At 53.0% G+C, this 19,708-nt stretch carries 21 protein-coding genes and 1 pseudogene; 7 read left to right on the top strand and 15 right to left on the bottom strand.

What is annotated here, in order from left to right; all coding sequences use genetic code 11:
* Positions 1-55 precede the first annotated feature (55 nt).
* The 8 genes from fusA to fkpA form a co-directional block, all read right to left on the bottom strand.
* The gene (gene fusA / locus HV302_RS01930; protein WP_016154762.1) at positions 56-2,170 is read right to left on the bottom strand and encodes an elongation factor G; all 2,115 of its coding nucleotides are present in this window, start codon (positions 2,168-2,170) and stop codon (positions 56-58) included.
* Between the two features lie 96 nt (positions 2,171-2,266).
* The gene (gene rpsG, locus HV302_RS01925) at positions 2,267-2,737 is read right to left on the bottom strand and encodes a 30S ribosomal protein S7 (RefSeq protein WP_016154763.1); all 471 of its coding nucleotides are present in this window, start codon (positions 2,735-2,737) and stop codon (positions 2,267-2,269) included.
* A 95-nt stretch (positions 2,738-2,832) separates the two neighbouring features.
* Complete coding sequence (gene rpsL, locus HV302_RS01920; protein WP_003023654.1) at positions 2,833-3,207, bottom strand: 30S ribosomal protein S12; 375 nt, start codon at positions 3,205-3,207, stop codon at positions 2,833-2,835.
* Between the two features lie 125 nt (positions 3,208-3,332).
* Positions 3,333-3,620 carry a sulfurtransferase complex subunit TusB gene (gene tusB, locus HV302_RS01915; RefSeq protein ID WP_137352407.1) on the bottom strand — a complete coding sequence of 96 codons (288 nt, stop codon included), beginning with the start codon at positions 3,618-3,620 and terminating at the stop codon, positions 3,333-3,335.
* A 7-nt stretch (positions 3,621-3,627) separates the two neighbouring features.
* On the bottom strand, positions 3,628-3,987 hold the full coding sequence (gene tusC / locus HV302_RS01910; RefSeq protein ID WP_153689958.1) for a sulfurtransferase complex subunit TusC: 360 nt from the start codon (positions 3,985-3,987) through the stop codon (positions 3,628-3,630).
* Positions 3,987-4,373 carry a sulfurtransferase complex subunit TusD gene (tusD, locus tag HV302_RS01905; protein WP_016154766.1) on the bottom strand — a complete coding sequence of 129 codons (387 nt, stop codon included), beginning with the start codon at positions 4,371-4,373 and terminating at the stop codon, positions 3,987-3,989. Before tusD ends, tusC begins: the two co-directional genes overlap by 1 nt.
* Positions 4,373-5,095, bottom strand: coding sequence for a helix-turn-helix transcriptional regulator (locus HV302_RS01900; RefSeq protein ID WP_003023643.1), 723 nt, complete (start codon positions 5,093-5,095; stop codon positions 4,373-4,375). Before HV302_RS01900 ends, tusD begins: the two co-directional genes overlap by 1 nt.
* Positions 5,096-5,262: 167 nt before the next feature.
* Positions 5,263-6,081: an FKBP-type peptidyl-prolyl cis-trans isomerase gene (gene fkpA, locus HV302_RS01895; protein ID WP_181626849.1), complete on the bottom strand. Its 819-nt coding sequence runs from the start codon at positions 6,079-6,081 to the stop codon at positions 5,263-5,265.
* A 232-nt stretch (positions 6,082-6,313) separates the two neighbouring features.
* Here fkpA and HV302_RS01890 point away from each other — a divergent pair, with 232 nt between their 5' ends.
* On the top strand, positions 6,314-6,532 hold the full coding sequence (locus HV302_RS01890) for a protein SlyX (protein ID WP_003023639.1): 219 nt from the start codon (positions 6,314-6,316) through the stop codon (positions 6,530-6,532).
* A gap of 49 nt (positions 6,533-6,581) precedes the next feature.
* Here the strand turns inward: HV302_RS01890 and slyD are convergent, their stop codons facing one another.
* From slyD to kefG, 4 genes are all read right to left on the bottom strand, one after another.
* A complete protein-coding gene (slyD, locus tag HV302_RS01885) occupies positions 6,582-7,187 on the bottom strand; it encodes a peptidylprolyl isomerase (RefSeq protein WP_003023634.1) in 606 nt (201 codons plus the stop codon).
* A 94-nt stretch (positions 7,188-7,281) separates the two neighbouring features.
* The gene (locus tag HV302_RS01880; protein ID WP_016154768.1) at positions 7,282-7,482 is read right to left on the bottom strand and encodes a YheV family putative zinc ribbon protein; all 201 of its coding nucleotides are present in this window, start codon (positions 7,480-7,482) and stop codon (positions 7,282-7,284) included.
* Between the two features lie 8 nt (positions 7,483-7,490).
* Complete coding sequence (gene kefB, locus HV302_RS01875) at positions 7,491-9,296, bottom strand: glutathione-regulated potassium-efflux system protein KefB (protein ID WP_043018546.1); 1,806 nt, start codon at positions 9,294-9,296, stop codon at positions 7,491-7,493.
* Positions 9,296-9,847 carry a glutathione-regulated potassium-efflux system ancillary protein KefG gene (gene kefG / locus HV302_RS01870; RefSeq protein ID WP_181627430.1) on the bottom strand — a complete coding sequence of 184 codons (552 nt, stop codon included), beginning with the start codon at positions 9,845-9,847 and terminating at the stop codon, positions 9,296-9,298. Before kefG ends, kefB begins: the two co-directional genes overlap by 1 nt.
* A 132-nt stretch (positions 9,848-9,979) precedes the next feature.
* Between kefG and HV302_RS01865 the strand changes: the two genes are divergently transcribed.
* The 4 genes and pseudogenes from HV302_RS01865 (at position 9,980) to HV302_RS01850 (ending at position 14,192) form a co-directional block, all read left to right on the top strand.
* The gene (locus HV302_RS01865) at positions 9,980-11,881 is read left to right on the top strand and encodes an ABC transporter ATP-binding protein (protein WP_049283083.1); all 1,902 of its coding nucleotides are present in this window, start codon (positions 9,980-9,982) and stop codon (positions 11,879-11,881) included.
* A gap of 104 nt (positions 11,882-11,985) precedes the next feature.
* Positions 11,986-13,054, top strand: a pseudogene (locus HV302_RS01860) (hydrolase).
* Positions 13,051-13,269 carry a YheU family protein gene (locus HV302_RS01855; protein ID WP_003023615.1) on the top strand — a complete coding sequence of 73 codons (219 nt, stop codon included), beginning with the start codon at positions 13,051-13,053 and terminating at the stop codon, positions 13,267-13,269. The pseudogene HV302_RS01860 and the gene HV302_RS01855 overlap by 4 nt, the downstream one beginning before the upstream one ends.
* Positions 13,270-13,322: 53 nt before the next feature.
* Positions 13,323-14,192, top strand: coding sequence for a phosphoribulokinase (locus tag HV302_RS01850; protein ID WP_003827751.1), 870 nt, complete (start codon positions 13,323-13,325; stop codon positions 14,190-14,192).
* A 93-nt stretch (positions 14,193-14,285) separates the two neighbouring features.
* Here HV302_RS01850 and HV302_RS01845 read toward each other — a convergent pair whose 3' ends face one another.
* A complete protein-coding gene (locus HV302_RS01845; RefSeq protein ID WP_016154773.1) occupies positions 14,286-14,693 on the bottom strand; it encodes an OsmC family protein in 408 nt (135 codons plus the stop codon).
* A 308-nt stretch (positions 14,694-15,001) separates the two neighbouring features.
* On the opposite strand from HV302_RS01845, the gene crp reads away from it, so the two are divergent.
* Positions 15,002-15,634, top strand: coding sequence for a cAMP-activated global transcriptional regulator CRP (crp, locus tag HV302_RS01840; RefSeq protein ID WP_000242758.1), 633 nt, complete (start codon positions 15,002-15,004; stop codon positions 15,632-15,634).
* A gap of 51 nt (positions 15,635-15,685) precedes the next feature.
* Positions 15,686-17,773 carry a YccS/YhfK family putative transporter gene (locus HV302_RS01835; RefSeq protein WP_181627429.1) on the top strand — a complete coding sequence of 696 codons (2,088 nt, stop codon included), beginning with the start codon at positions 15,686-15,688 and terminating at the stop codon, positions 17,771-17,773.
* A 42-nt stretch (positions 17,774-17,815) separates the two neighbouring features.
* On the opposite strand, the gene argD is transcribed toward HV302_RS01835, so the two are convergent.
* Positions 17,816-19,033 carry a bifunctional acetylornithine/succinyldiaminopimelate transaminase gene (gene argD / locus HV302_RS01830; protein ID WP_046275256.1) on the bottom strand — a complete coding sequence of 406 codons (1,218 nt, stop codon included), beginning with the start codon at positions 19,031-19,033 and terminating at the stop codon, positions 17,816-17,818.
* 85 nt (positions 19,034-19,118) lie between these two features.
* Positions 19,119-19,682 carry an aminodeoxychorismate synthase component 2 gene (pabA, locus tag HV302_RS01825; protein ID WP_016154776.1) on the bottom strand — a complete coding sequence of 188 codons (564 nt, stop codon included), beginning with the start codon at positions 19,680-19,682 and terminating at the stop codon, positions 19,119-19,121.
* Positions 19,683-19,708 lie beyond the last annotated feature (26 nt).

Below are 19,708 nucleotides of genomic sequence, written 5' to 3'. Positions count from 1 at the left end.
CTATAGTGCTCTCCCCTGGGGAGAGAGCACGGGACTTAGGTTTTAATCCTGTGGCTTATTTACCACGGGCTTCAATAACGGCCTGAGCAACGTTGTTCGGCGCATCGTCGTACTTCAGGAACTCCATGGAGTAAGAAGCACGGCCTTTGGTCAGAGAACGCAGCTGGGTTGCATATCCGAACATTTCAGACAGCGGAACTTCAGCATGGATAACAACGCCAGTGACGTTGGATTCCTGACCACGAAGCATACCACGACGACGGCTCAAGTCACCGATTACGTCACCGGTGTTCTCTTCCGGAGTCTCTACTTCAACCTTCATGATAGGCTCAAGCAGAACTGGTTTCGCTTTCTTAAAGCCATCTTTGAAGGCGATAGAAGCGGCCAGTTTAAACGCCAGCTCAGAGGAGTCAACGTCATGGTAAGAACCGAAGTGCAGACGCACGCCCAGATCAACAACCGGGTAACCAGCCAGCGGGCCAGATTTCAGCTGTTCCTGGATGCCTTTATCAACGGCCGGGATGTATTCGCCAGGAATTACACCACCTTTGATGTCGTTGATGAACTCGTAGCCTTTCGGGTTTGAACCCGGCTCCAGCGGGTACATGTCGATAACAACATGACCGTACTGACCGCGACCACCAGACTGCTTAGCGTGTTTACCTTCGATATCGGTAACTTTCGCGCGAATCGCTTCACGGTAAGCAACCTGAGGTTTACCGACGTTCGCTTCAACGTTGAATTCACGCTTCATACGGTCAACGATGATGTCGAGGTGCAGCTCACCCATACCGGCGATAATGGTCTGGTTAGATTCTTCGTCAGTCCAAACGCGGAATGACGGGTCTTCTTTAGCCAGACGGCCCAGAGCCAGACCCATTTTTTCCTGGTCAGCTTTGGTTTTCGGTTCTACCGCGATGGAGATTACCGGCTCAGGGAATTCCATACGCTCCAGAATGATCGGGTGATCCGGGTCACACAGAGTGTCACCAGTGGTCACGTCTTTCAGACCGATAGCAGCAGCGATATCGCCCGCGCGAACTTCTTTGATCTCTTCACGTTTGTTAGCGTGCATCTGTACGATACGGCCAAAACGCTCGCGTGCAGTTTTCACTGAGTTCAGGATGGTGTCACCGGAGTTAACCACACCAGAGTACACGCGGAAGAAGGTCAGGTTACCCACGAACGGGTCGGTAGCGATTTTGAATGCCAGAGCAGCAAACGGCTCTTCATCGCTAGCATGACGCTCAGCCGGAGTATCTTTACCGTCGTCCAGAATACCGTTGATCGCAGGTACGTCGACTGGGGATGGCAGGTAATCAATTACCGCATCCAGCATCGCCTGAACACCTTTGTTCTTGAACGCAGAACCACAGGTTACCAGGATGATTTCGTTGTTCAGAACGCGCTGACGCAGAGCTTTTTTGATCTCTTCTTCAGTCAGTTCTTCACCACCCAGGTATTTCTCCATCAGCTCTTCTGAAGCTTCCGCAGCGGACTCGATCAGGTTCTGGTGCCATTCTTCAGCCAGTTCCTGCATGTCAGCCGGGATATCTTCATAAGTGAAGGTTACGCCTGCATCTTCTTCGTTCCAGTTGATGGCTTTCATTTTCACCAGGTCAACAACACCGGTGAACGCTTCTTCAGCGCCAATCGCCAACTGCAGCGGAACAGGGTTCGCGCCCAGACGGGTTTTGATCTGACCAACAACTTTCAGGAAGTTCGCACCCATACGGTCCATTTTGTTAACGAACGCAATGCGTGGAACTTTATATTTGTTTGCCTGACGCCATACGGTTTCAGACTGAGGCTGAACACCACCAACTGCGCAGTAAACCATTACTGCACCATCAAGCACACGCATGGAACGTTCTACTTCGATAGTGAAGTCAACGTGCCCCGGGGTGTCGATGATGTTTACGCGATGCGGTTCATACTGCTTAGCCATACCAGACCAGAATGCAGTAGTCGCTGCGGAGGTGATAGTAATACCACGCTCCTGCTCCTGTTCCATCCAGTCCATGGTGGCTGCGCCGTCATGAACTTCACCGATTTTATGGTTTACACCGGTGTAGAACAGAATACGTTCGGTAGTAGTGGTTTTACCGGCGTCGATGTGCGCACTGATACCGATGTTACGGTAGCGCGCGATGGGTGTTGTACGAGCCATTTGATTCCTCGTTTATCTTTTAGGCGTTCAATTTAAGTAGCCCAAAGCGGGCTGCTTACTAGAAGCGCCCGCCTGGTGACTAAAACTCCGAAGGGATTACCAACGGTAGTGTGCGAACGCCTTGTTGGCTTCTGCCATACGGTGAACGTCTTCACGTTTCTTAACTGCAGTACCTTTGTTTTCTGCAGCATCAGAAAGTTCGTTCGCCAGGCGCAGAGCCATGGATTTATCACCGCGTTTACGAGCAGCTTCAACGATCCAACGCATTGCTAGGGCATTACGGCGAACCGGACGGACTTCAACTGGAACCTGATAAGTAGAACCACCAACGCGGCGAGACTTAACTTCGACAGTCGGACGCACGTTTTCAAGGGCTACTTCAAAAGCTTCCAGGCCATCTTTACCAGAACGCTGAGCCAGGGTCTCCAGCGCGCTGTATACGATGGTTTCTGCAGTAGATTTTTTACCATCTACCATCAGGATATTTACAAATTTAGCCAGCAGCTCTGATCCGAACTTAGGATCCGGCAGAATTTTACGCTGACCAATGACGCGACGACGTGGCATGGGAATACTCCGTTGTTAATTCAGGATTGTCCAAAACTCTACGAGTTTAGTTTGACATTAATATAAAACGTTTGGCCTTACTTAACGGAGAACCATTAAGCCTTAGGACGTTTCACGCCATACTTGGAGCGTGATTGCTTACGGTCTTTAACGCCGGAGCAGTCAAGCGCACCGCGAACGGTGTGGTAACGAACACCCGGGAGGTCTTTTACACGACCGCCACGGATCAGGATCACGGAGTGCTCCTGCAGGTTGTGACCTTCACCACCGATGTAGGAAGTCACTTCAAAACCGTTAGTCAAACGCACACGGCATACTTTACGCAGTGCGGAGTTTGGTTTTTTAGGAGTGGTAGTATATACACGAGTACATACGCCACGTTTCTGCGGGCATGCTTCCAGTGCAGGCACGTTGCTCTTTGCAACTTTGCGTGCGCGTGGTTTGCGTACCAGCTGGTTAACTGTTGCCATTAAATAGCTCCTGGTTGTAGCTTTCGCTTCGTAAACACGTAATAAAACGACCTCATACAATATGAGGACGCAGAATTTTAGGTCGGTGTCGAAAAGGTGTCAAGAAATATACAACGATCCCACAATTACCAGGACATCTGGTTGGGATGCTTCACCGTAAGTCTGACGAAGTCAGTATAGCTAACCCTGACGACACTGTCTGAAATTTGACCACCCAAGCCGCGAGCTTTAATGTCTTCTTCCAGTACATAGACCTTAATGGAGGCATTTTGCAGACTTTCAAGGAAACGGCTTCCTTCTATTGCCGCGGTCACGCCATCCTGAAGCAATAAAAGTTCATCGTCTTTATCAATCAGGCGAAGAAGAGAGGAGAAATCGGTAAGCCACGCGGAACGATGTAATGTGTGCAGCATGAGTATCTCAAAACCTTAAAATGACGTCATAGTTGCCTAGCTCACGGCGTAAATCTTCCGGTTCTAACGCTGTCGCATCGACCACAAAATCCCCCCCCTGCTGGAGGCCCCGCTCGCGTAACGAGGCGGCACAAAGCCAACATTGATCGATATCGTACAACCCTAACAGCTTGAAGGTTGCGATATAGTCGCGAGCCAGCACGACATCCGGCTGTTGTCCCTGGAGGATTTGAAAAACGCCATCGCCGATAAAAAATACGCCGAGGTCTTCCGTTAACGCCGATGTCGCCAGTAAGGCATCTAACCCTTCGCGGCCAGACGAACTGCCATGCGGCACGGTAGAAAAGACAAAAGCAACACGTTTCATTAAAACTGCACCACGCGATCGCAGGTCAGGGATGCCTCAGCCAGCGAACCCAGCCCGCTGAGGTTAAAACCTGATTGTAAATTAGCCCCTGCCAGTCCCAGTCGCTTCGCTTCTGTTTCATCAACGACGCCACGACGCAGCGCCGCAGCTACGCAGATATTCAGCGTCACGCCATGCTGCTGGTTCAGCTGTTGCCAGGCCCGCACCAGATCATATTCATCACTGGCAGGTGAAGTCAGGAAGTTGGCGTTATACACACCTTCACGATAGAAAAAGACGCTGCATAGCTCATGCCCTTCTTTGAGTAACGCGTGAGCAAATTGCAACGCGCTGCTCGCCTGCTGCGTGCCATAAGCTGGCCCCGTCACCATAATGGCAAAACGCATTACTTGTCTTGCCCCTGGAAATCGCCGCTTTTGAACTGACGAATATAGAGGTAAACCGTGTGCTTGGAGATGTTCAGCCGATCGGCGACCTGGTTAATGGCATCTTTAATATCGAAGATACCTTTCTCATACAGATTCAGGACAATCTGGCGATTCTTGGCATTGTTGGAAACATTACGATCGGCATTCACTTCTTCAATCGTGAATTCCAACGTTTGGGTAACCAGGTCTTCCACCGAAGAAGCGAAGTTAACGGCAGAACCCACTTCCGGGGTTTCCGGAGGAATAAAGGTATTCATTATCTGCGAGAATGGAACATCAAGGTTCATGTTGATGCACAGCAGACCAATCACGCGATGCTCACGGTTGCGAATGGCAATCGTCACCGACTTCATCAAGACACCGCTTTTCGCACGTGTGAAGTAACACTTCGACACGCTGCTATCCGCACCCGTCATATCATGCAGCATACGCAACGCAAGGTCAGTAATCGGCGAGCCAATTTTGCGGCCCGTGTGTTCACCGTTAGCAATGCGGATGGCCGAGCATTTCAAATCCTGCAAAGAGTGCAATACGATTTCACAATGGGAACCAATGAGCATCGCCAACCCGTCCACAACCGCTTCGTAGGATTTGAGGATATCGAAATCGGTTTGATCGAAAGGACGTTGATCCAGTAAATCTAGCTCACTGGTTTCGTTGGTTAAAAGCGACCTGGACATGAAAAAAAGCACTCCTTTTCAGGAGCCTGTCGTTATGTTGTCAGGGCAGGCTCATCACTATTATAGGGGCATCTAAAGTAATACAGCGCACAAGGCGCTTTCCAGTATTAATTATATCCTGTCGATAATAAAAAACCGCCGCCCTGTGGGCGGCGGTGTCTGGTTACTTACTTTTTGCTGCTGTCCGCAGCTTTAGCAGCCGGTGCAGCATCTGGCTGCGCATCGGCTTTCGGTGCCGGTTTGATGTCTAACAGTTCAACATCAAAGACCAGCGTAGAGTTAGCCGGAATGCCCGGTACGCCGGTTTTGCCGTAAGCCAGATCCGGCGGGATAACCAGCTGGATTTTGCCGCCTTTCTTGATGTTTTTCAGGCCTTCGGTCCAGCCTGGGATAACACCGTCAAGACGGAAAGAGAGCGGCTCACCGCGGGTATAAGAGTTATCAAACTCTTTACCATCAATCAGCGTACCTTTGTAGTTGACTACCACGGTATCGCTATCTTTCGGTACAGCGCCGGTACCTTCTTTCTCTACTTTATAGACCAGGCCAGTAGAAGAGGTTTTAACGCCCTTCTCTTTAGCAAATTTCTCGCGGTAAACTTTACCTTTGGCTTCATTGTCAGCCGCGTCTTTTTCCATTTTCGCCTGAGCGGAGCTCTTCACGCGTGCTTCAAACGCCTGCAGAGTTTGTTCGATTTCCTGGTCAGACAGTTTGCTCTTGTCTGCAAACGCATCCTGAACGCCAGCGATCAGCTGATCTTTATCCAGTTTGATGCCCAGTTTTTCCTGCTCTTTCAGAGAGTTTTCCATATAACGACCCAGGGACGCGCCCAGCGCGTAAGCGGCTTTTTGGTCGTCATTCTTGAATGCTGCTTTGCTGTCAGCAGTAGCGGCTGGTTTCGCAGCGTCAGCAGCGAAGGTGATCGGGGCATGCAGAGCAACAGCCATTGTGGTCGCCAGCAGCGTTACTTTAAACAGTGATTTCATCCATATCTCCAGGGCCGGGGCATCTCACCCCAAGGTTAGCTAACATAAAAATGTACTATAAAGCGTTGCAGAACAAATCAACATACGGGCACGCCCTATTATCACCACTTTTCAGACTCTTTTTGTTTAAATTAGTTTCGTGACCGAAGATTGAGTGCTGTGCAAACAGGCAAAGTTAAGTAGAATTCGCCGCAGTCCGCGATCTGCCGGAGAAAAAAGAAAGAGGTGAATCATGCAGGATACAACAATGGAAACTCGCCTGGCTGAACTGGAAAGTCGCCTGGCATTTCAGGAGATAACCATTGAAGAGCTCAACGTGACGGTGACCGCGCATGAACTGGAAATGGCAAAACTCCGCGACCATCTGCGTTTATTGACGGAGAAGCTCAAGGCCACGCAGCCGTCCCACATCGCGTCGCAGTCTGAAGAGACCCCGCCGCCACATTATTGAGACATAAAAAAAGCGGGATATTCCCGCTTTTTTTTATGCCGTATAACGATTAGTGGCAACCGCAACCGCCGCCGTTACCTTTACCGCCACCGCCGCAGCAGCCTTCGCCACCGTGCTCGTGACCATGGTCGTGACCGTGACCACCGCAGCAACCGTCATGACCGTGGTCATGATCGTGGTCGTGACCGTGCGCACCGTGAACGTGGCCGTGAGCCAGCTCTTCTTCGGTCGCTTCGCGGATAGCGACAACTTCTACGTTGAATTTCAGATTCTGGCCAGCCAGCATGTGGTTACCGTCAACCACAACATGGTCGTCTTCCACTTCGGTAATTTCTACCGGTACTGGACCCTGGTCAGTTTCAGCCAGGAAACGCATGCCAACCTGCAGTTCGTCAACGCCCATGAAGACGTCTTTAGGAACGCGCTGCACCAGGTTTTCGTCGTACTGACCGTATGCGTCGTTTGCGCCAACAGCAACATCGAATTTGTCGCCAACTTCATGACCGTCCAGCGCTGTTTCCAGGCCAGAAATCAGGGAACCGTGACCATGCAGGTAGTCCAGCGGTGCACTCACCGGAGACTCATCAACCAACACACCGTCTTCTGTACGTACCTGATAGGCCAGGCTGACCACCAGGTCCTTTGCTACTTTCATGATATCTCCTGAGCATGGAAAGAATAGTGGCGCAGATTGTAGCGGAATTCTGCACCCGTGTACCCTCTAGCTTAAAAAAAGCTGCGCCATATCGCTAGTCCGGATGAAAAATCCCGATCACTTGCTCTTCTTTGCGAACGTGCTCGCGCGCCTCTTTATCCGCTTCTCGCATCTGATGACCGCACTTAACACACTCAACAATATCGATATTATTTTCGCGCCACATCGCCAGCGTATCCTGCGCCTGGCAGGACGGACATTTTGCGCCTGCGATAAAACGTTTACGAATTGCCATGGTTACCTCTACTCAAATTCATCCCAGCCATCCAGCTGACGTCGCTCTTGCTGCATCTCTCGTTGGAAAATCTCCTCAAGCTCGCGCCGGGCTTCCCTGGCTCGGGAGATTTGTACCGTATCCGTGTGCATGGGGATCAGTTCCCGCAACATGCGCATATCCAGCCGCCGAAAATGCAGCTGAGCGCGCTGAGCCTGGTGCGGATGCATCCCTAGCGTAACCAGCGTTTTTCGCCCTAACTCCAGCGCACTGGAAAATGTTTCGCGGGAAAACTGCGTCACACCAGCCTGTAATAACTCATGCGCCTCTACACGTCCGCGCGCACGCGCAAGAATATGCAAATGCGGAAAATACTGTTGGCATAGCTCCACCAGCTTCATAGTGTCTTCAGGTTCATTACAGGTAATAACAATAGACTGTGCGGCTTCTGCACCCGCGGAACGCAACAGATCCACCTGCGTGGCATCACCGTAATAGACCTTATAGCCATATTTGCGCATTAAATTCACTGCGCTGATATCTCTTTCCAGGACGGTAATACGCATTTTATTGGCCATCAACAGACGACCAATAACCTGACCAAAGCGCCCAAAACCCACCACAATCACCTGCGGTTTATCATCTTCCACCCATGGTTTTTCATCTTCTTCATCCGTGCCGTTAAACTGGCGGGAGAGCCATTTATCAATCAACTTCATCACCAGCGGTGTGGTCATCATCGACAGCGTGACGGTCACCAACAACAGCGCCATTTGGTCACCCTGAAACAGCCGTTGGGAAGAGGCCGTTGAAAACAGCACGAAAGCGAATTCACCGCCCTGGCTTAAAACCCCGGCAAACTGCATCCGTTCTGAGCTTCTCATGCCGTTAAGACGCGCCAGTACATACAGCACCAGCATTTTTACTACCACCAGCACTATCACGCTCGCCGCCACCCACAAAATATGGGTATAGAGCACGCCAAGGTTAAGCGACATACCTACGGAGATAAAAAACAGGCCAAGCAACAGGCCTTTAAACGGATCGATTGCCGTTTCCAGCTCATGTCGGTATTCGCTTTCCGCCAGCAGAACGCCCGCTATAAAGGTCCCCAGCGCCATCGACAGACCCAGCGCATCCATAAATAAAGCAGAACCCAGCACTAACAGCAGCGTGGCGGCGGTGAACACTTCCCGCACGCCAGAATCCGCAATAAAGCGGAAAACCGGACGCAGCAAATAGCGCCCGCCAATCAGCATGCCGGCAAAGGCCAGCACCTTCATCCCTACTTTGATCCAGTCAAAATGTTCGTCAGCAGACCCCGCCAGCAGCGGAACCAGCGCCAACGCGGGGATCACCGCCAGATCCTGAAACAGCAGCACCGAAAAGCCCAGTTGTCCGGATTCACTGCGATTCATGCCTTTTTCGCGCATCAACTGTAGCGCCATAGCGGTGGATGACATCGCCAGACCAATGCCGCCAACCACTGCCGCCTGCCAGGAGAACGCTGTAAGCATCAGTAGCCCTGCCAGCACGACCGCGCTTAGCATCACCTGCGCGGCACCGACGCCAAAAATTGAACGCCGCAGTTGCCACAGTTTGGCTGGATTAAGTTCCAGCCCAATGATGAACATCAGAAAAACTACGCCCAGTTCGGAAAAGTGTAAGATTTCATCCACATCGCTGATGAACCCTAATCCCCATGGGCCAATAGCAATCCCCGCCAGCAAGTAACCCAGCACCGGACCGATACCCAGTTTTGAGGCCAGAGGAACTGCAGCCACCGCCGCGAAGAGGAACAACACGCCGGCTGTCAATAAATCAGAACCTTCCATCAGCGGCCTCCCACAGGGATCGGATTCGCCAGCCAGTCACCATACGCTTTCGCATGGCTGCCCAGCTCCTGCTTCGTTTGCCGTCTGGCCCAGTAGACAATGATAGGGCTCATCCAGTGCATGCGGCACATACCGGCCGTTAGCTCAAAAGGGCGCAGTACATCGCTCATTGGATAACGGTTTAGCGCGTCATAGCGGTAGGCGCTTTCCGGCTCGCCGGTAGTGATAACGCTCCGCCAGTACTTTCCCGCCAGTTGATTCCCCCCGGGGCCGCTGGCAAATCCTCGGCTCAGTACGCGGTCAAGCCACTCCTTTAACAAAGCCGGGCAGCTATAGGTGTAGAGCGGATGCTGAAAAACAATCACATCATGCTCGCGCAGCAGCGCCTGCTCATGCGGAATGTCGATAAAAAAGTCAGGATAGTGCGCGTACAGGTCGTGCACGGTAACATTGCTGAGCTGCATGGCCGGTTTAAGCAGTACCCGGTTCGCGACCGAGTCCTGAGATTCCGGATGGGCATACAGCAGCAAGACTTTCGCTGGCTGGAACATCATCCCCCTCCCGGTTTTGTCTTTTGTCTATTTTCGACGTTTTGGGCTACCATTGCGCCTCGGTGCGGCAAATGGCCCACACATTACATTATCATAATGATAAATTAACATAGTCTGAACATACGGCGCCTTATGATTGTTTTCTCATCGTTACAAATTCGTCGCGGCGTGCGCGTCCTGCTGGAAAATGCCACGGCCACCATTAATCCAGGGCAGAAAGTTGGCCTGGTAGGTAAAAATGGCTGCGGTAAATCTACCCTGCTGGCATTGCTGAAAAATGAACTTAGCGCCGACGCCGGAGGATTTACCTATCCGGGAAACTGGCAGCTCGCGTGGGTTAATCAGGAAACGCCTGCGTTGCCACAGCCGGCGTTGGAGTATGTGATTGACGGCGACCGCGAGTATCGTCAACTGGAAGCACAGTTGAACGATGCCAACGAACGTAACGATGGACATGCCATTGCCACCGTCCATGGCAAGCTGGATGCCATCGACGCCTGGACCGTGCGCTCACGCGCCGCCAGCCTGCTGCATGGCCTCGGCTTCTCCAACGAACAGCTTGAACGTCCCGTCAGCGATTTCTCCGGTGGCTGGCGTATGCGTCTCAACCTGGCTCAGGCGCTGATTTGCCGTTCAGACCTGCTGCTGCTCGATGAACCGACCAACCACCTCGATCTCGACGCGGTGATCTGGCTGGAAAGATGGCTGAAAAGCTATCAGGGCACGCTGATTTTGATCTCCCACGACCGCGACTTCCTCGACCCGGTGGTGGATAAAATTATTCATATCGAACAGCAAACGATGTTCGAGTACACCGGCAACTACAGCGCGTTTGAAATCCAGCGTGCGACCCGCCTCGCACAGCAACAGGCAATGTACGAAAGCCAGCAGGAGCGCGTGGCGCATCTGCAAAGCTATATCGATCGTTTCCGCGCTAAAGCCACCAAAGCAAAGCAGGCGCAGAGCCGTATCAAAATGCTGGAACGCATGGAGCTGATTGCCCCTGCGCACGTGGACAACCCGTTCCACTTCAGCTTCCGCGAGCCGGAAAGCCTGCCGAACCCGCTGTTAAAGATGGAAAAGGTCAGCGCCGGCTACGGCGACCGCGTCATTCTCGATTCGATCAAACTGAATCTGGTGCCGGGGTCTCGCATCGGCCTGCTCGGACGCAACGGCGCGGGTAAATCTACGCTGATTAAGCTGCTGGCCGGCGAACTGGCCCCCATCAGCGGCGAGATTGGCCTGGCAAAAGGCATCAAGCTGGGTTACTTCGCACAGCACCAGCTGGAGTTTTTACGCGCCGATGAATCACCTATACAGCACCTGGCGCGCATGGCGCCGCAGGAGCTGGAGCAGAAACTGCGAGACTACCTCGGCGGATTCGGCTTCCAGGGCGATAAAGTCAGCGAAGAGACTCGCCGCTTCTCCGGTGGTGAAAAAGCGCGTCTGGTGCTGGCATTGATCGTCTGGCAGCGCCCGAACCTGCTGCTGCTTGATGAACCGACCAACCACCTGGATTTGGATATGCGTCAGGCGCTGACCGAAGCGCTGATCGATTTCGAAGGCGCACTGGTTGTGGTCTCGCACGACCGTCACCTGATTCGCTCCACTACCGATGACCTCTATCTGGTGCACGACAAGAAAGTCGAGCCGTTTGATGGCGATCTTGAGGATTATCAGCAGTGGCTGAGCGATGTGCAAAAACAGGAAAACCAGAACGACGAACCGGCAAAAGAGAGCGTTAACAGCGCCCAGGCACGTAAAGACCAGAAGCGTCGCGAAGCTGAACTGCGCACCCTGACGCAACCGCTACGTAAAGAGATTACCCGTCTGGAAAAAGAGATGGAGAAACTGCACGCACAGCTGGCACAGGCGGAAGAAAAACTCGGCGATAGCGAACTGTACGACCAAAGCCGCAAAGCCGAACTCACGGCATGCTTGCAGCAGCAGGCCAGTGCGAAATCCGGACTGGAAGAGTGCGAGATGGCCTGGCTGGAGGCTCAGGAACAGCTTGAGCAGATGCTGGCCGAGTAATCATGAGTGCCGGATAAGGCGAAGCCGCCATCCGGCACTATAGCCGATGATTGCCTACTGACTGACTCGCGACAAAATCACATATTGGCTAACCCGCACGCGCTGTGCGCGGTATAGTTATTCTTTCCGATTATTAATTGCTCTGGTGTTATGGTTGAAATCACGTCCACAGAAATAACTCCACATACCGACGATTCACGAGAATTCCGTCCGATGCGCGGTATCAGTAACCGCCATCTGCAGACGATGCTACCGCGTTTAATTCGCCGCAAGGTGAAATTCGACGCCCACTGGCAGCGTCTGGAATTGCCCGACGGTGATTTTGTCGATCTGGCATGGAGTGAAGACCCGCAACAGGCGAAACATAAACCGCGCCTGGTGGTTTTTCACGGTCTGGAAGGCAGTCTGAACAGCCCGTACGCACATGGCCTGATTGAAGCAGCGCAAAAGCGCGGCTGGCTGGGCGTGGTGATGCATTTTCGCGGCTGTAGCGGCGAACCCAATCGTCTGAACCGTATTTATCACTCCGGTGAGACAGAAGATGGCACCTGGTTTTTACACTGGCTGGCACGTGAGTTCGGTCGCGTGCCGACCGCGGCGGTAGGCTATTCGCTCGGTGGAAACATGCTGGCCTGCCTGCTGGCAAAAGAAGGTACTGAGATTCCAATTGATGCCGCGGTTATCGTTTCCGCGCCTTTCGTGCTGGAAGCCTGTAGTTACCATATGGACAAGGGATTCTCCCGGGTCTATCAGCGCTACCTGCTAAACCTGTTGAAAGCCAATGCCTCGCGTAAGCTAGAGGCGTATCCAGGATCGCTGCCGGTGAGTCTGGGCCAGTTGAAATCTCTGCGTCGCATTCGCGATTTTGACGATCTGATCACCGCCAAAATCCACGGTTTCGCTGATGCTATAGACTATTACCGTCAGTGTAGCGCTATGCCGTTGCTCAACCAGATCGCCAAACCCACGCTGATTATCCATGCCAAGGACGATCCGTTTATGGATCATCACGTGATCCCTAAACCAGAAAATCTGCCCTCACAGGTAGAGTATCAACTGACGGAACACGGCGGCCACGTCGGATTCATTGGCGGCACGGTGCGCCGTCCTGAGATGTGGCTGGAATCCAGAATCCCGGACTGGCTGACAACGTATCTGGAGGCATCATCATGATCATCCCTTGGCAAGACATCTCCCCGGACGCGCTGGACAATCTGATTGAAAGCTTTGTCTTGCGCGAAGGCACCGATTATGGTGAACATGAACGCTCGCTCGAACAAAAAGTCGCCGACGTCAAACGCCAACTACAATCTGGTGAAGCCGTGCTGGTATGGTCCGAACTGCATGAAACGGTCAACATTATGCCGAGGAAGCAGATTCACGAGTAATCCGTAGCCGACGGCCGACTATAATAAAAATTCAACCTATTCATGGAGTTGTTATGTCTGCCAAACATCCGGTGATTGCGGTAACAGGGTCCAGCGGCGCGGGGACCACCACCACCAGCCTCGCGTTTCGTAAAATTTTCGCGCAGTTAAATCTGCGCGCCGCCGAGGTGGAAGGTGACAGTTTTCATCGTTATACCCGTCCGGAAATGGACATGGCGATTCGCAAAGCGCGCGATGCCGGGCGGCATATCAGCTATTTCGGCCCCGAAGCTAATGACTTCGGTCTGCTGGAGCAAACCTTCATCGAATACGGCCAGACGGGCAAAGGTCAGTCGCGAAAATATCTGCACACCTACGATGAGGCCGTACCGTGGAATCAGGTTCCGGGTACATTTACGCCCTGGCAGCCGCTGCCTGAACCGACGGATGTCCTGTTCTATGAAGGACTGCACGGCGGCGTCGTAACCCCACAGCAAAACGTGGCCCGGCATGTCGATCTGCTGGTTGGCGTAGTGCCGATCGTGAACCTGGAATGGATTCAGAAGCTGACCCGCGATACCAGCGAGCGGGGACACTCGCGCGAAGCGGTGATGGACTCAGTGGTGCGCTCAATGGACGATTACATCAATTACATTACGCCGCAGTTTTCCCGTACGCATATTAACTTCCAGCGCGTACCGACCGTTGATACCTCCAACCCCTTTGCCGCCAAAAGTATTCCATCACTGGATGAAAGCTTTGTCGTGATTCATTTTCGGAACCTGGAAGGGATCGACTTTCCGTGGCTACTGGCCATGCTGCAGGGATCATTCATTTCCCATATCAATACGTTGGTTGTTCCGGGCGGGAAAATGGGTCTGGCGATGGAATTGATTATGCTGCCGCTGGTCCAGCGACTGATGGAAGGCAAAAAGATAGAGTAAGGTGTTATTTTGCCGGATGGCGGCTGATGCCTTATCCGGCCTACGCGTTTATATCCTGTAGGCCTGATAAGTGAAACGCCATCAGGCATGACATCAAGAAGCAGCAACCACTTCATAGGAGTGGGTAATGTTCACCGCCTTTTCCAGCATCAGCGCCACGGAGCAATATTTTTCCGCAGAGAGATCGACTGCGCGCGAAACGGACGCATCTTTCAGATCGTTACCCGTTACGATGAAATGCAGGTTGATGTGGGTAAACAGGCGCGGCGCTTCATCACGACGCTCTGAGGTCAGTTTCACTTCGCAGTTGGTCACATCCTGACGACCTTTTTGCAGGATCGAAACCACATCAATTGCGCTGCAACCGCCCGCAGCCATTAATACCATTTCCATCGGGCTCGGCGCTTTATCACCGGAGTTACCGTCCATCAAAATTTGGTGACCAGAGGCGGACTCACCGAGGAAGGTTAACCCCTCAACCCACTTTACACGCGCTTGCATATTTCGTAACTCCAATGTTTCAATTTTCCTGACAGATTACGCGTACATAACAATTCTCGCAACGGAAGGCGACCTGCGTCATGCTGAAGCGAGACACCAGGAGACACACGGCGAAAGCTATGCTAAAACAGTCAGGATGCTACAGTAATACATTGACGTACTGCATGTATGCAGAGGACATCACATTACAGGCTGCAGTTAATTTTTGACAGCCCCTTTCCCAGGTAGCGGGAAGCATATTTTTGCAAACCCAGAGGCAGCGTCGTTTTCTGGCTCTGGAGACAGCTTATAACAGAGGATAACCGCGCATGGTGCTTGGCAAACCGCAAACAGACCCGACTCTCGAATGGTTCTTGTCTCATTGCCATATTCATAAGTACCCATCGAAGAGCACGCTGATTCACCAGGGTGAAAAAGCGGAAACGTTGTATTACATCGTTAAAGGCTCAGTGGCAGTGCTGATCAAAGATGAAGAAGGGAAAGAAATGATCCTTTCTTATCTGAATCAGGGCGATTTTATTGGTGAATTAGGCCTCTTCGAAGAAGGTCAGGAACGTAGCGCCTGGGTACGTGCCAAAACCGCATGTGAAGTCGCTGAAATTTCATACAAAAAATTTCGCCAATTAATCCAGGTCAACCCGGATATTCTGATGCGCCTGTCTTCACAGATGGCTCGTCGCCTGCAGGTCACGTCTGAAAAAGTCGGCAACCTAGCCTTCCTCGACGTAACGGGTCGTATCGCGCAGACTCTGCTGAATCTGGCGAAACAGCCTGATGCGATGACCCACCCGGACGGCATGCAGATTAAAATCACCCGTCAGGAAATCGGCCAGATCGTTGGCTGCTCCCGTGAGACCGTTGGTCGTATTCTGAAGATGCTGGAAGATCAGAACCTGATCTCCGCACACGGTAAGACCATCGTCGTCTACGGCACCCGTTAACCCCATCGAAGTGGCGCGTTACTCAGTGATGCGCCACTTTTGTTTACACCGATGTGGCGAAGACTGATATACCACCCAGAGATCAACTACGCACTACGGCAGACGCTGGTGCTATGTTTACCTGTGGCTGTTGGTCTGATCATCGGTCAGCTTCATCTGGGACTCCTCTTCTCCCTGGTCCCTGCCTGCTGCAACATTGCCGGTCTTGATACCCCGCATAAGCGCTTTTTCAAACGTTTAGCTATTGGCGCGTCTTTGTTTGCCGGTTGCAGTCTGATCATGCAGTTGCTGCTGGCACAGGCCATACCGCTGCCGCTTATCCTCACCGGACTGACGCTGATTCTTGGCGTAACCGCCGAGCTAAGCCCTCTGCATGCCCGACTGTTACCGGCCTCACTTATCGCCGCGATTTTCACGCTAAGCCTGGTCGGGAACATGCCCGTCTGGGAACCGTTGCTGATCTATGCGCTGGGCACGTTATGGTACGGCCTGTTCAACTGGTTCTGGTTCTGGATGTGGCGCGAGCAGCCGCTCCGTGAATCGCTCAGCTTGTTGTACCGTGAATTAGCCGATTACTGTGAGGCCAAGTACAGCCTGCTGACCCAGCATGCCGATCCGGAAAAAGCGCTGCCTCCCCTGCTGGTTCGCCAGCAGAAAGCGGTGGATCTGATTACCCAGTGCTACCAGCAAATGCATATGCTGTCGGCGCATCGCAACAACGATTACAAGCGCCTGCTGCGTGCCTTTCAGGAGGCACTGGACTTGCAGGAGCATATTTCCGTCAGCCTCCACCAGCCGGAAGAGGTGCAAAAGCTGGTCGAACGTAGCCACGCCGAACAGGTGATTCGCTGGAATGCGCGCACCGTCGCCGAACGCCTCCGGGTACTGGCCGATGATATTTTGTATCACCGTTTGCCGACCCGTTTCTCGATGGACAAGCAGATTGGCACGCTGGAGAAAATCGCCAACCAGCATCCGGACAATCCGGTGGGACAATTTTGCTACTGGCACTTCAGCCGTATTGCCCGCGTGCTACGCACCCAGCGACCGCTGTACGCCCGAGATTTAATGGCGGACAAGCAGCGTCGGTTGCCGCTGATCCCGGCCCTGAAAAACTATCTGTCGTTGAAATCGCCGGTGCTGCGTAATGCCGGACGCATCAGTGTCATGCTAAGTATCGCCAGCCTGATGGGCAGCGCTTTACACCTGCCAAAGCCTTACTGGATTTTGATGACGATCCTGTTCGTCACGCAAAATGGCTACGGAGCAACCCGGGTACGTATTTTACACCGTTCAGCAGGAACGCTCGTTGGACTGGTCATTGCCGGGGTCACCCTGCACTTTCATATTCAGGAAGGTTACACGCTGGCAGGCATGCTGCTGATTACCCTGGGTAGCTATCTGATCATGCGCAAAAACTACGGCTGGGCTACCGTCGGCTTTACGGTCACGGCGGTATACACCCTGCAACTGCTGACGCTGAACGGAGAGCAGTTTATCGTGCCGCGGTTTGTCGATACGGTTATTGGCTGCTTAATCGCCTTTGGCGGTACACTCTGGCTGTGGCCGCAGTGGCAGAGCGGCCTGCTGCGTAAGAACGCCCATGATGCGTTAGAAGCCGATCAGGAGGCCATTCGCCTGATCCTCAGCAACGATCCGCAGGCCACGCCGCTGGCGTATCAACGCATGCGGGTCAATCAGGCGCATAACACGTTGTTCAACTCACTGAACCAGGCGATGCAGGAGCCAGGATTCAACTCGCACTACCTGGCGGACATGAAACTGTGGGTCACGCACAGCCAGTTCATCGTCGAGCACATCAACGCGATGACCACACTGGCAAGGGAACACACAATGCTGACGCCGGATTTAGCGCAGCGGTATCTGGAATCCTGTGAAATTGCGCTCCAGCGCTGTCAGCAGCGGCTGGAATATGACGGACCGGGAAGCTCAGGCGATGTGAATATTCTCGAAGCGCCAGAGATGCTGTCCCACGGTCCGTTAAGCACCCTTGAGCAGCATCTGCAACGGATACTGGGGCATCTGAACACCATGCACACCATTTCGTCGGTAGCATGGCGTCAGCGACCGCACCACGGAATCTGGCTGAGCCGCCGTCTGCGGGACATGAAAGGTTAAGATCGACTGCCGGATGCGCTGTGCTTATCCGGCAACAGGTAATCAGGCAACGACTTTCGCTACCGCTTGTGCGAAACGCTGCATCCCTTCATCGATATCCGCCTGCTCAACTACCAGCGACGGCGCGAAACGCATCACGTCCGGTCCGGCGTTGAGTACCATCACCCCTTCGTGCGCGGCGGCATACAGGAAATCGCGCGCCCGGCCTTTAAACTGCGGCTTCAGCTCGGCGCCAATCAGCAGCCCCATCCCGCGAATATCGCTGAAAATATCGAACTGTTGATCAATTTTGTGCAAATGTTGGACAAACGCCTGACGTTTAGCCTGAATACCTTCCAACACTTCCGGCGTGTTGATGATATCAAACGCTGCCCCCGCAACTGCGCAGGCCAGCGGATTGCCACCGTAAGTGGAACCGTGCGAACCCACATGAAATGCGGAGGCAATCTCTTGGGTGGTCAGCACCGCGCTCACCGGGAAGCCGCCGCCGAGAGCCTTCGCGCTGGTGAGGATATCCGGCGTCACGCCATAGTGCATATAGGCAAACAGATCGCCGGTACGGCCCATCCCGCTCTGCACTTCATCCAATACCAATAGCGCCTGGTGTTGGTCGCAAAGTTCACGCAAACCTTGCAGGAATTCCGGCGTTGCCGCAGTGACGCCACCCTCCCCCTGAATAGGCTCAACCACCACCGCACAGGTGTGATCGTCCATCACCGCTTTGACCGCATGCAGATCGTTAAACGGTACATGGATGATATCCGCTGGTTTTGGTCCAAAGCCGTCAGAGTATTTCGGCTGCCCGCCGACGGATACGGTAAACAGCGAACGACCGTGAAACGCATTATGGAAGGCAATGATTTTGGTTTTGAACGGACTATGGCGCACGCAGGCATAGTGGCGCGCCAGCTTAAAGGCGGTTTCGTTAGCTTCGGTACCCGAATTCATGAACAGCACGCGCTCGGCGAAGGTCGCATCAATGATTTTACGGCCCAGGCGCAACGCCGGTTCGTTGGTGAAAACGTTGCTGGTATGCCACAGGGTTTCACCCTGGGTTTTTAACGCCTCCACCAGGGCCGGATGGCAATGCCCTAGTGCAGTAACTGCAATGCCGCCCGCGAAATCAACATACTCTTTGCCCTGTTGATCCCAGACTCGACTCCCTTTCCCTTTTACCGGGATAAACTCAGCCGGTGCATAAATCGGCAGAATCACTTCATCGAATGTCGCGCGCGTAATTGCAGTTTGTTCAGTTGCCATGTCATTGCCACCCTGTTAAGCAGAAATGTTAGTGAAATTATAATCACAAAATATGAATAAAAAATCACTGAATAGCAACCACAAATCACCGGTTGAGGAAATTAGCCAGCAGTTGATGCCCCTGTTCGCTGAGAATACTCTCCGGGTGAAACTGCACCCCTTCCATATCCCACTCGCGGTGACGAATGCCCATAATCTCCTGCGTTTCACTCCAGGCCGTCACCTCAAAGCAGTCAGGAAGCGTCGCGGGGGCAACCACCAGAGAATGGTAGCGCGTCACCGTTAATGGGTTGGCGAGCCCCTGAAAAACACCCTGCCCGTTATGCGTAATTGGCGAGGTTTTACCGTGCATCACTTTAGCTGCCCGAACCACTGTCGCGCCAAAGGCCTGCGCCATAGCCTGATGTCCCAGACAAACACCCAGCAGGGGCGTCTTGCCCGCGAAATGACGAATAACATCCAATGAGATCCCAGCGTCATCCGGCGTGCAGGGGCCTGGGGATATTACGATTTTTTGCGGGCTTAGCGCGTCGATTTGCGCCAGCGTCAGTTCGTCGTTGCGCCTGACAAGGACATCAGCGCCCAGTTCGCAGAAGTATTGGTACAGGTTCCAGGTAAAAGAATCATAGTTATCGATAAGCAGGATCATGGCGGCTCCGGTACATAAGAACCGCG

This window comes from Citrobacter sp. RHBSTW-00859, assembly GCF_013729795.1.
In the GTDB taxonomy this organism is placed as follows: Bacteria; Pseudomonadota; Gammaproteobacteria; order Enterobacterales; family Enterobacteriaceae; genus Citrobacter; species Citrobacter braakii.
The sequence above is the reverse complement of the archived record's forward strand: the minus strand, read 5'-3'. Positions and strand labels throughout refer to the sequence as shown.

What these genes read in the sequence shown, in the direction of transcription:
- fusA (WP_016154762.1), bottom strand. Translation starts at nt 2,170, where the DNA reads ATGGCTCGTACAACACCCATCGCGCGCTACCGTAACATCGGTATCAGT.
- rpsL (WP_003023654.1), bottom strand. Translation starts at nt 3,207, where the DNA reads ATGGCAACAGTTAACCAGCTGGTACGCAAACCACGCGCACGCAAAGTT.
- rpsG (WP_016154763.1), bottom strand. Translation starts at nt 2,737, where the DNA reads ATGCCACGTCGTCGCGTCATTGGTCAGCGTAAAATTCTGCCGGATCCT.
- HV302_RS01835 (WP_181627429.1), top strand. Translation starts at nt 15,686, where the DNA reads ATGTGGCGAAGACTGATATACCACCCAGAGATCAACTACGCACTACGG.
- kefG (WP_181627430.1), bottom strand. Translation starts at nt 9,847, where the DNA reads ATGTTCCAGCCAGCGAAAGTCTTGCTGCTGTATGCCCATCCGGAATCT.
- HV302_RS01845 (WP_016154773.1), bottom strand. Translation starts at nt 14,693, where the DNA reads ATGCAAGCGCGTGTAAAGTGGGTTGAGGGGTTAACCTTCCTCGGTGAG.
- tusC (WP_153689958.1), bottom strand. Translation starts at nt 3,987, where the DNA reads ATGAAACGTGTTGCTTTTGTCTTTTCTACCGTGCCGCATGGCAGTTCG.
- argD (WP_046275256.1), bottom strand. Translation starts at nt 19,033, where the DNA reads ATGGCAACTGAACAAACTGCAATTACGCGCGCGACATTCGATGAAGTG.
- tusD (WP_016154766.1), bottom strand. Translation starts at nt 4,373, where the DNA reads ATGCGTTTTGCCATTATGGTGACGGGGCCAGCTTATGGCACGCAGCAG.
- HV302_RS01880 (WP_016154768.1), bottom strand. Translation starts at nt 7,482, where the DNA reads ATGGCAATTCGTAAACGTTTTATCGCAGGCGCAAAATGTCCGTCCTGC.
- kefB (WP_043018546.1), bottom strand. Translation starts at nt 9,296, where the DNA reads ATGGAAGGTTCTGATTTATTGACAGCCGGCGTGTTGTTCCTCTTCGCG.
- tusB (WP_137352407.1), bottom strand. Translation starts at nt 3,620, where the DNA reads ATGCTGCACACATTACATCGTTCCGCGTGGCTTACCGATTTCTCCTCT.
- HV302_RS01890 (WP_003023639.1), top strand. Translation starts at nt 6,314, where the DNA reads ATGCAGGATACAACAATGGAAACTCGCCTGGCTGAACTGGAAAGTCGC.
- pabA (WP_016154776.1), bottom strand. Translation starts at nt 19,682, where the DNA reads ATGATCCTGCTTATCGATAACTATGATTCTTTTACCTGGAACCTGTAC.
- HV302_RS01900 (WP_003023643.1), bottom strand. Translation starts at nt 5,095, where the DNA reads ATGTCCAGGTCGCTTTTAACCAACGAAACCAGTGAGCTAGATTTACTG.
- fkpA (WP_181626849.1), bottom strand. Translation starts at nt 6,081, where the DNA reads ATGAAATCACTGTTTAAAGTAACGCTGCTGGCGACCACAATGGCTGTT.
- HV302_RS01865 (WP_049283083.1), top strand. Translation starts at nt 9,980, where the DNA reads ATGATTGTTTTCTCATCGTTACAAATTCGTCGCGGCGTGCGCGTCCTG.
- HV302_RS01855 (WP_003023615.1), top strand. Translation starts at nt 13,051, where the DNA reads ATGATCATCCCTTGGCAAGACATCTCCCCGGACGCGCTGGACAATCTG.
- HV302_RS01850 (WP_003827751.1), top strand. Translation starts at nt 13,323, where the DNA reads ATGTCTGCCAAACATCCGGTGATTGCGGTAACAGGGTCCAGCGGCGCG.
- slyD (WP_003023634.1), bottom strand. Translation starts at nt 7,187, where the DNA reads ATGAAAGTAGCAAAGGACCTGGTGGTCAGCCTGGCCTATCAGGTACGT.
- crp (WP_000242758.1), top strand. Translation starts at nt 15,002, where the DNA reads ATGGTGCTTGGCAAACCGCAAACAGACCCGACTCTCGAATGGTTCTTG.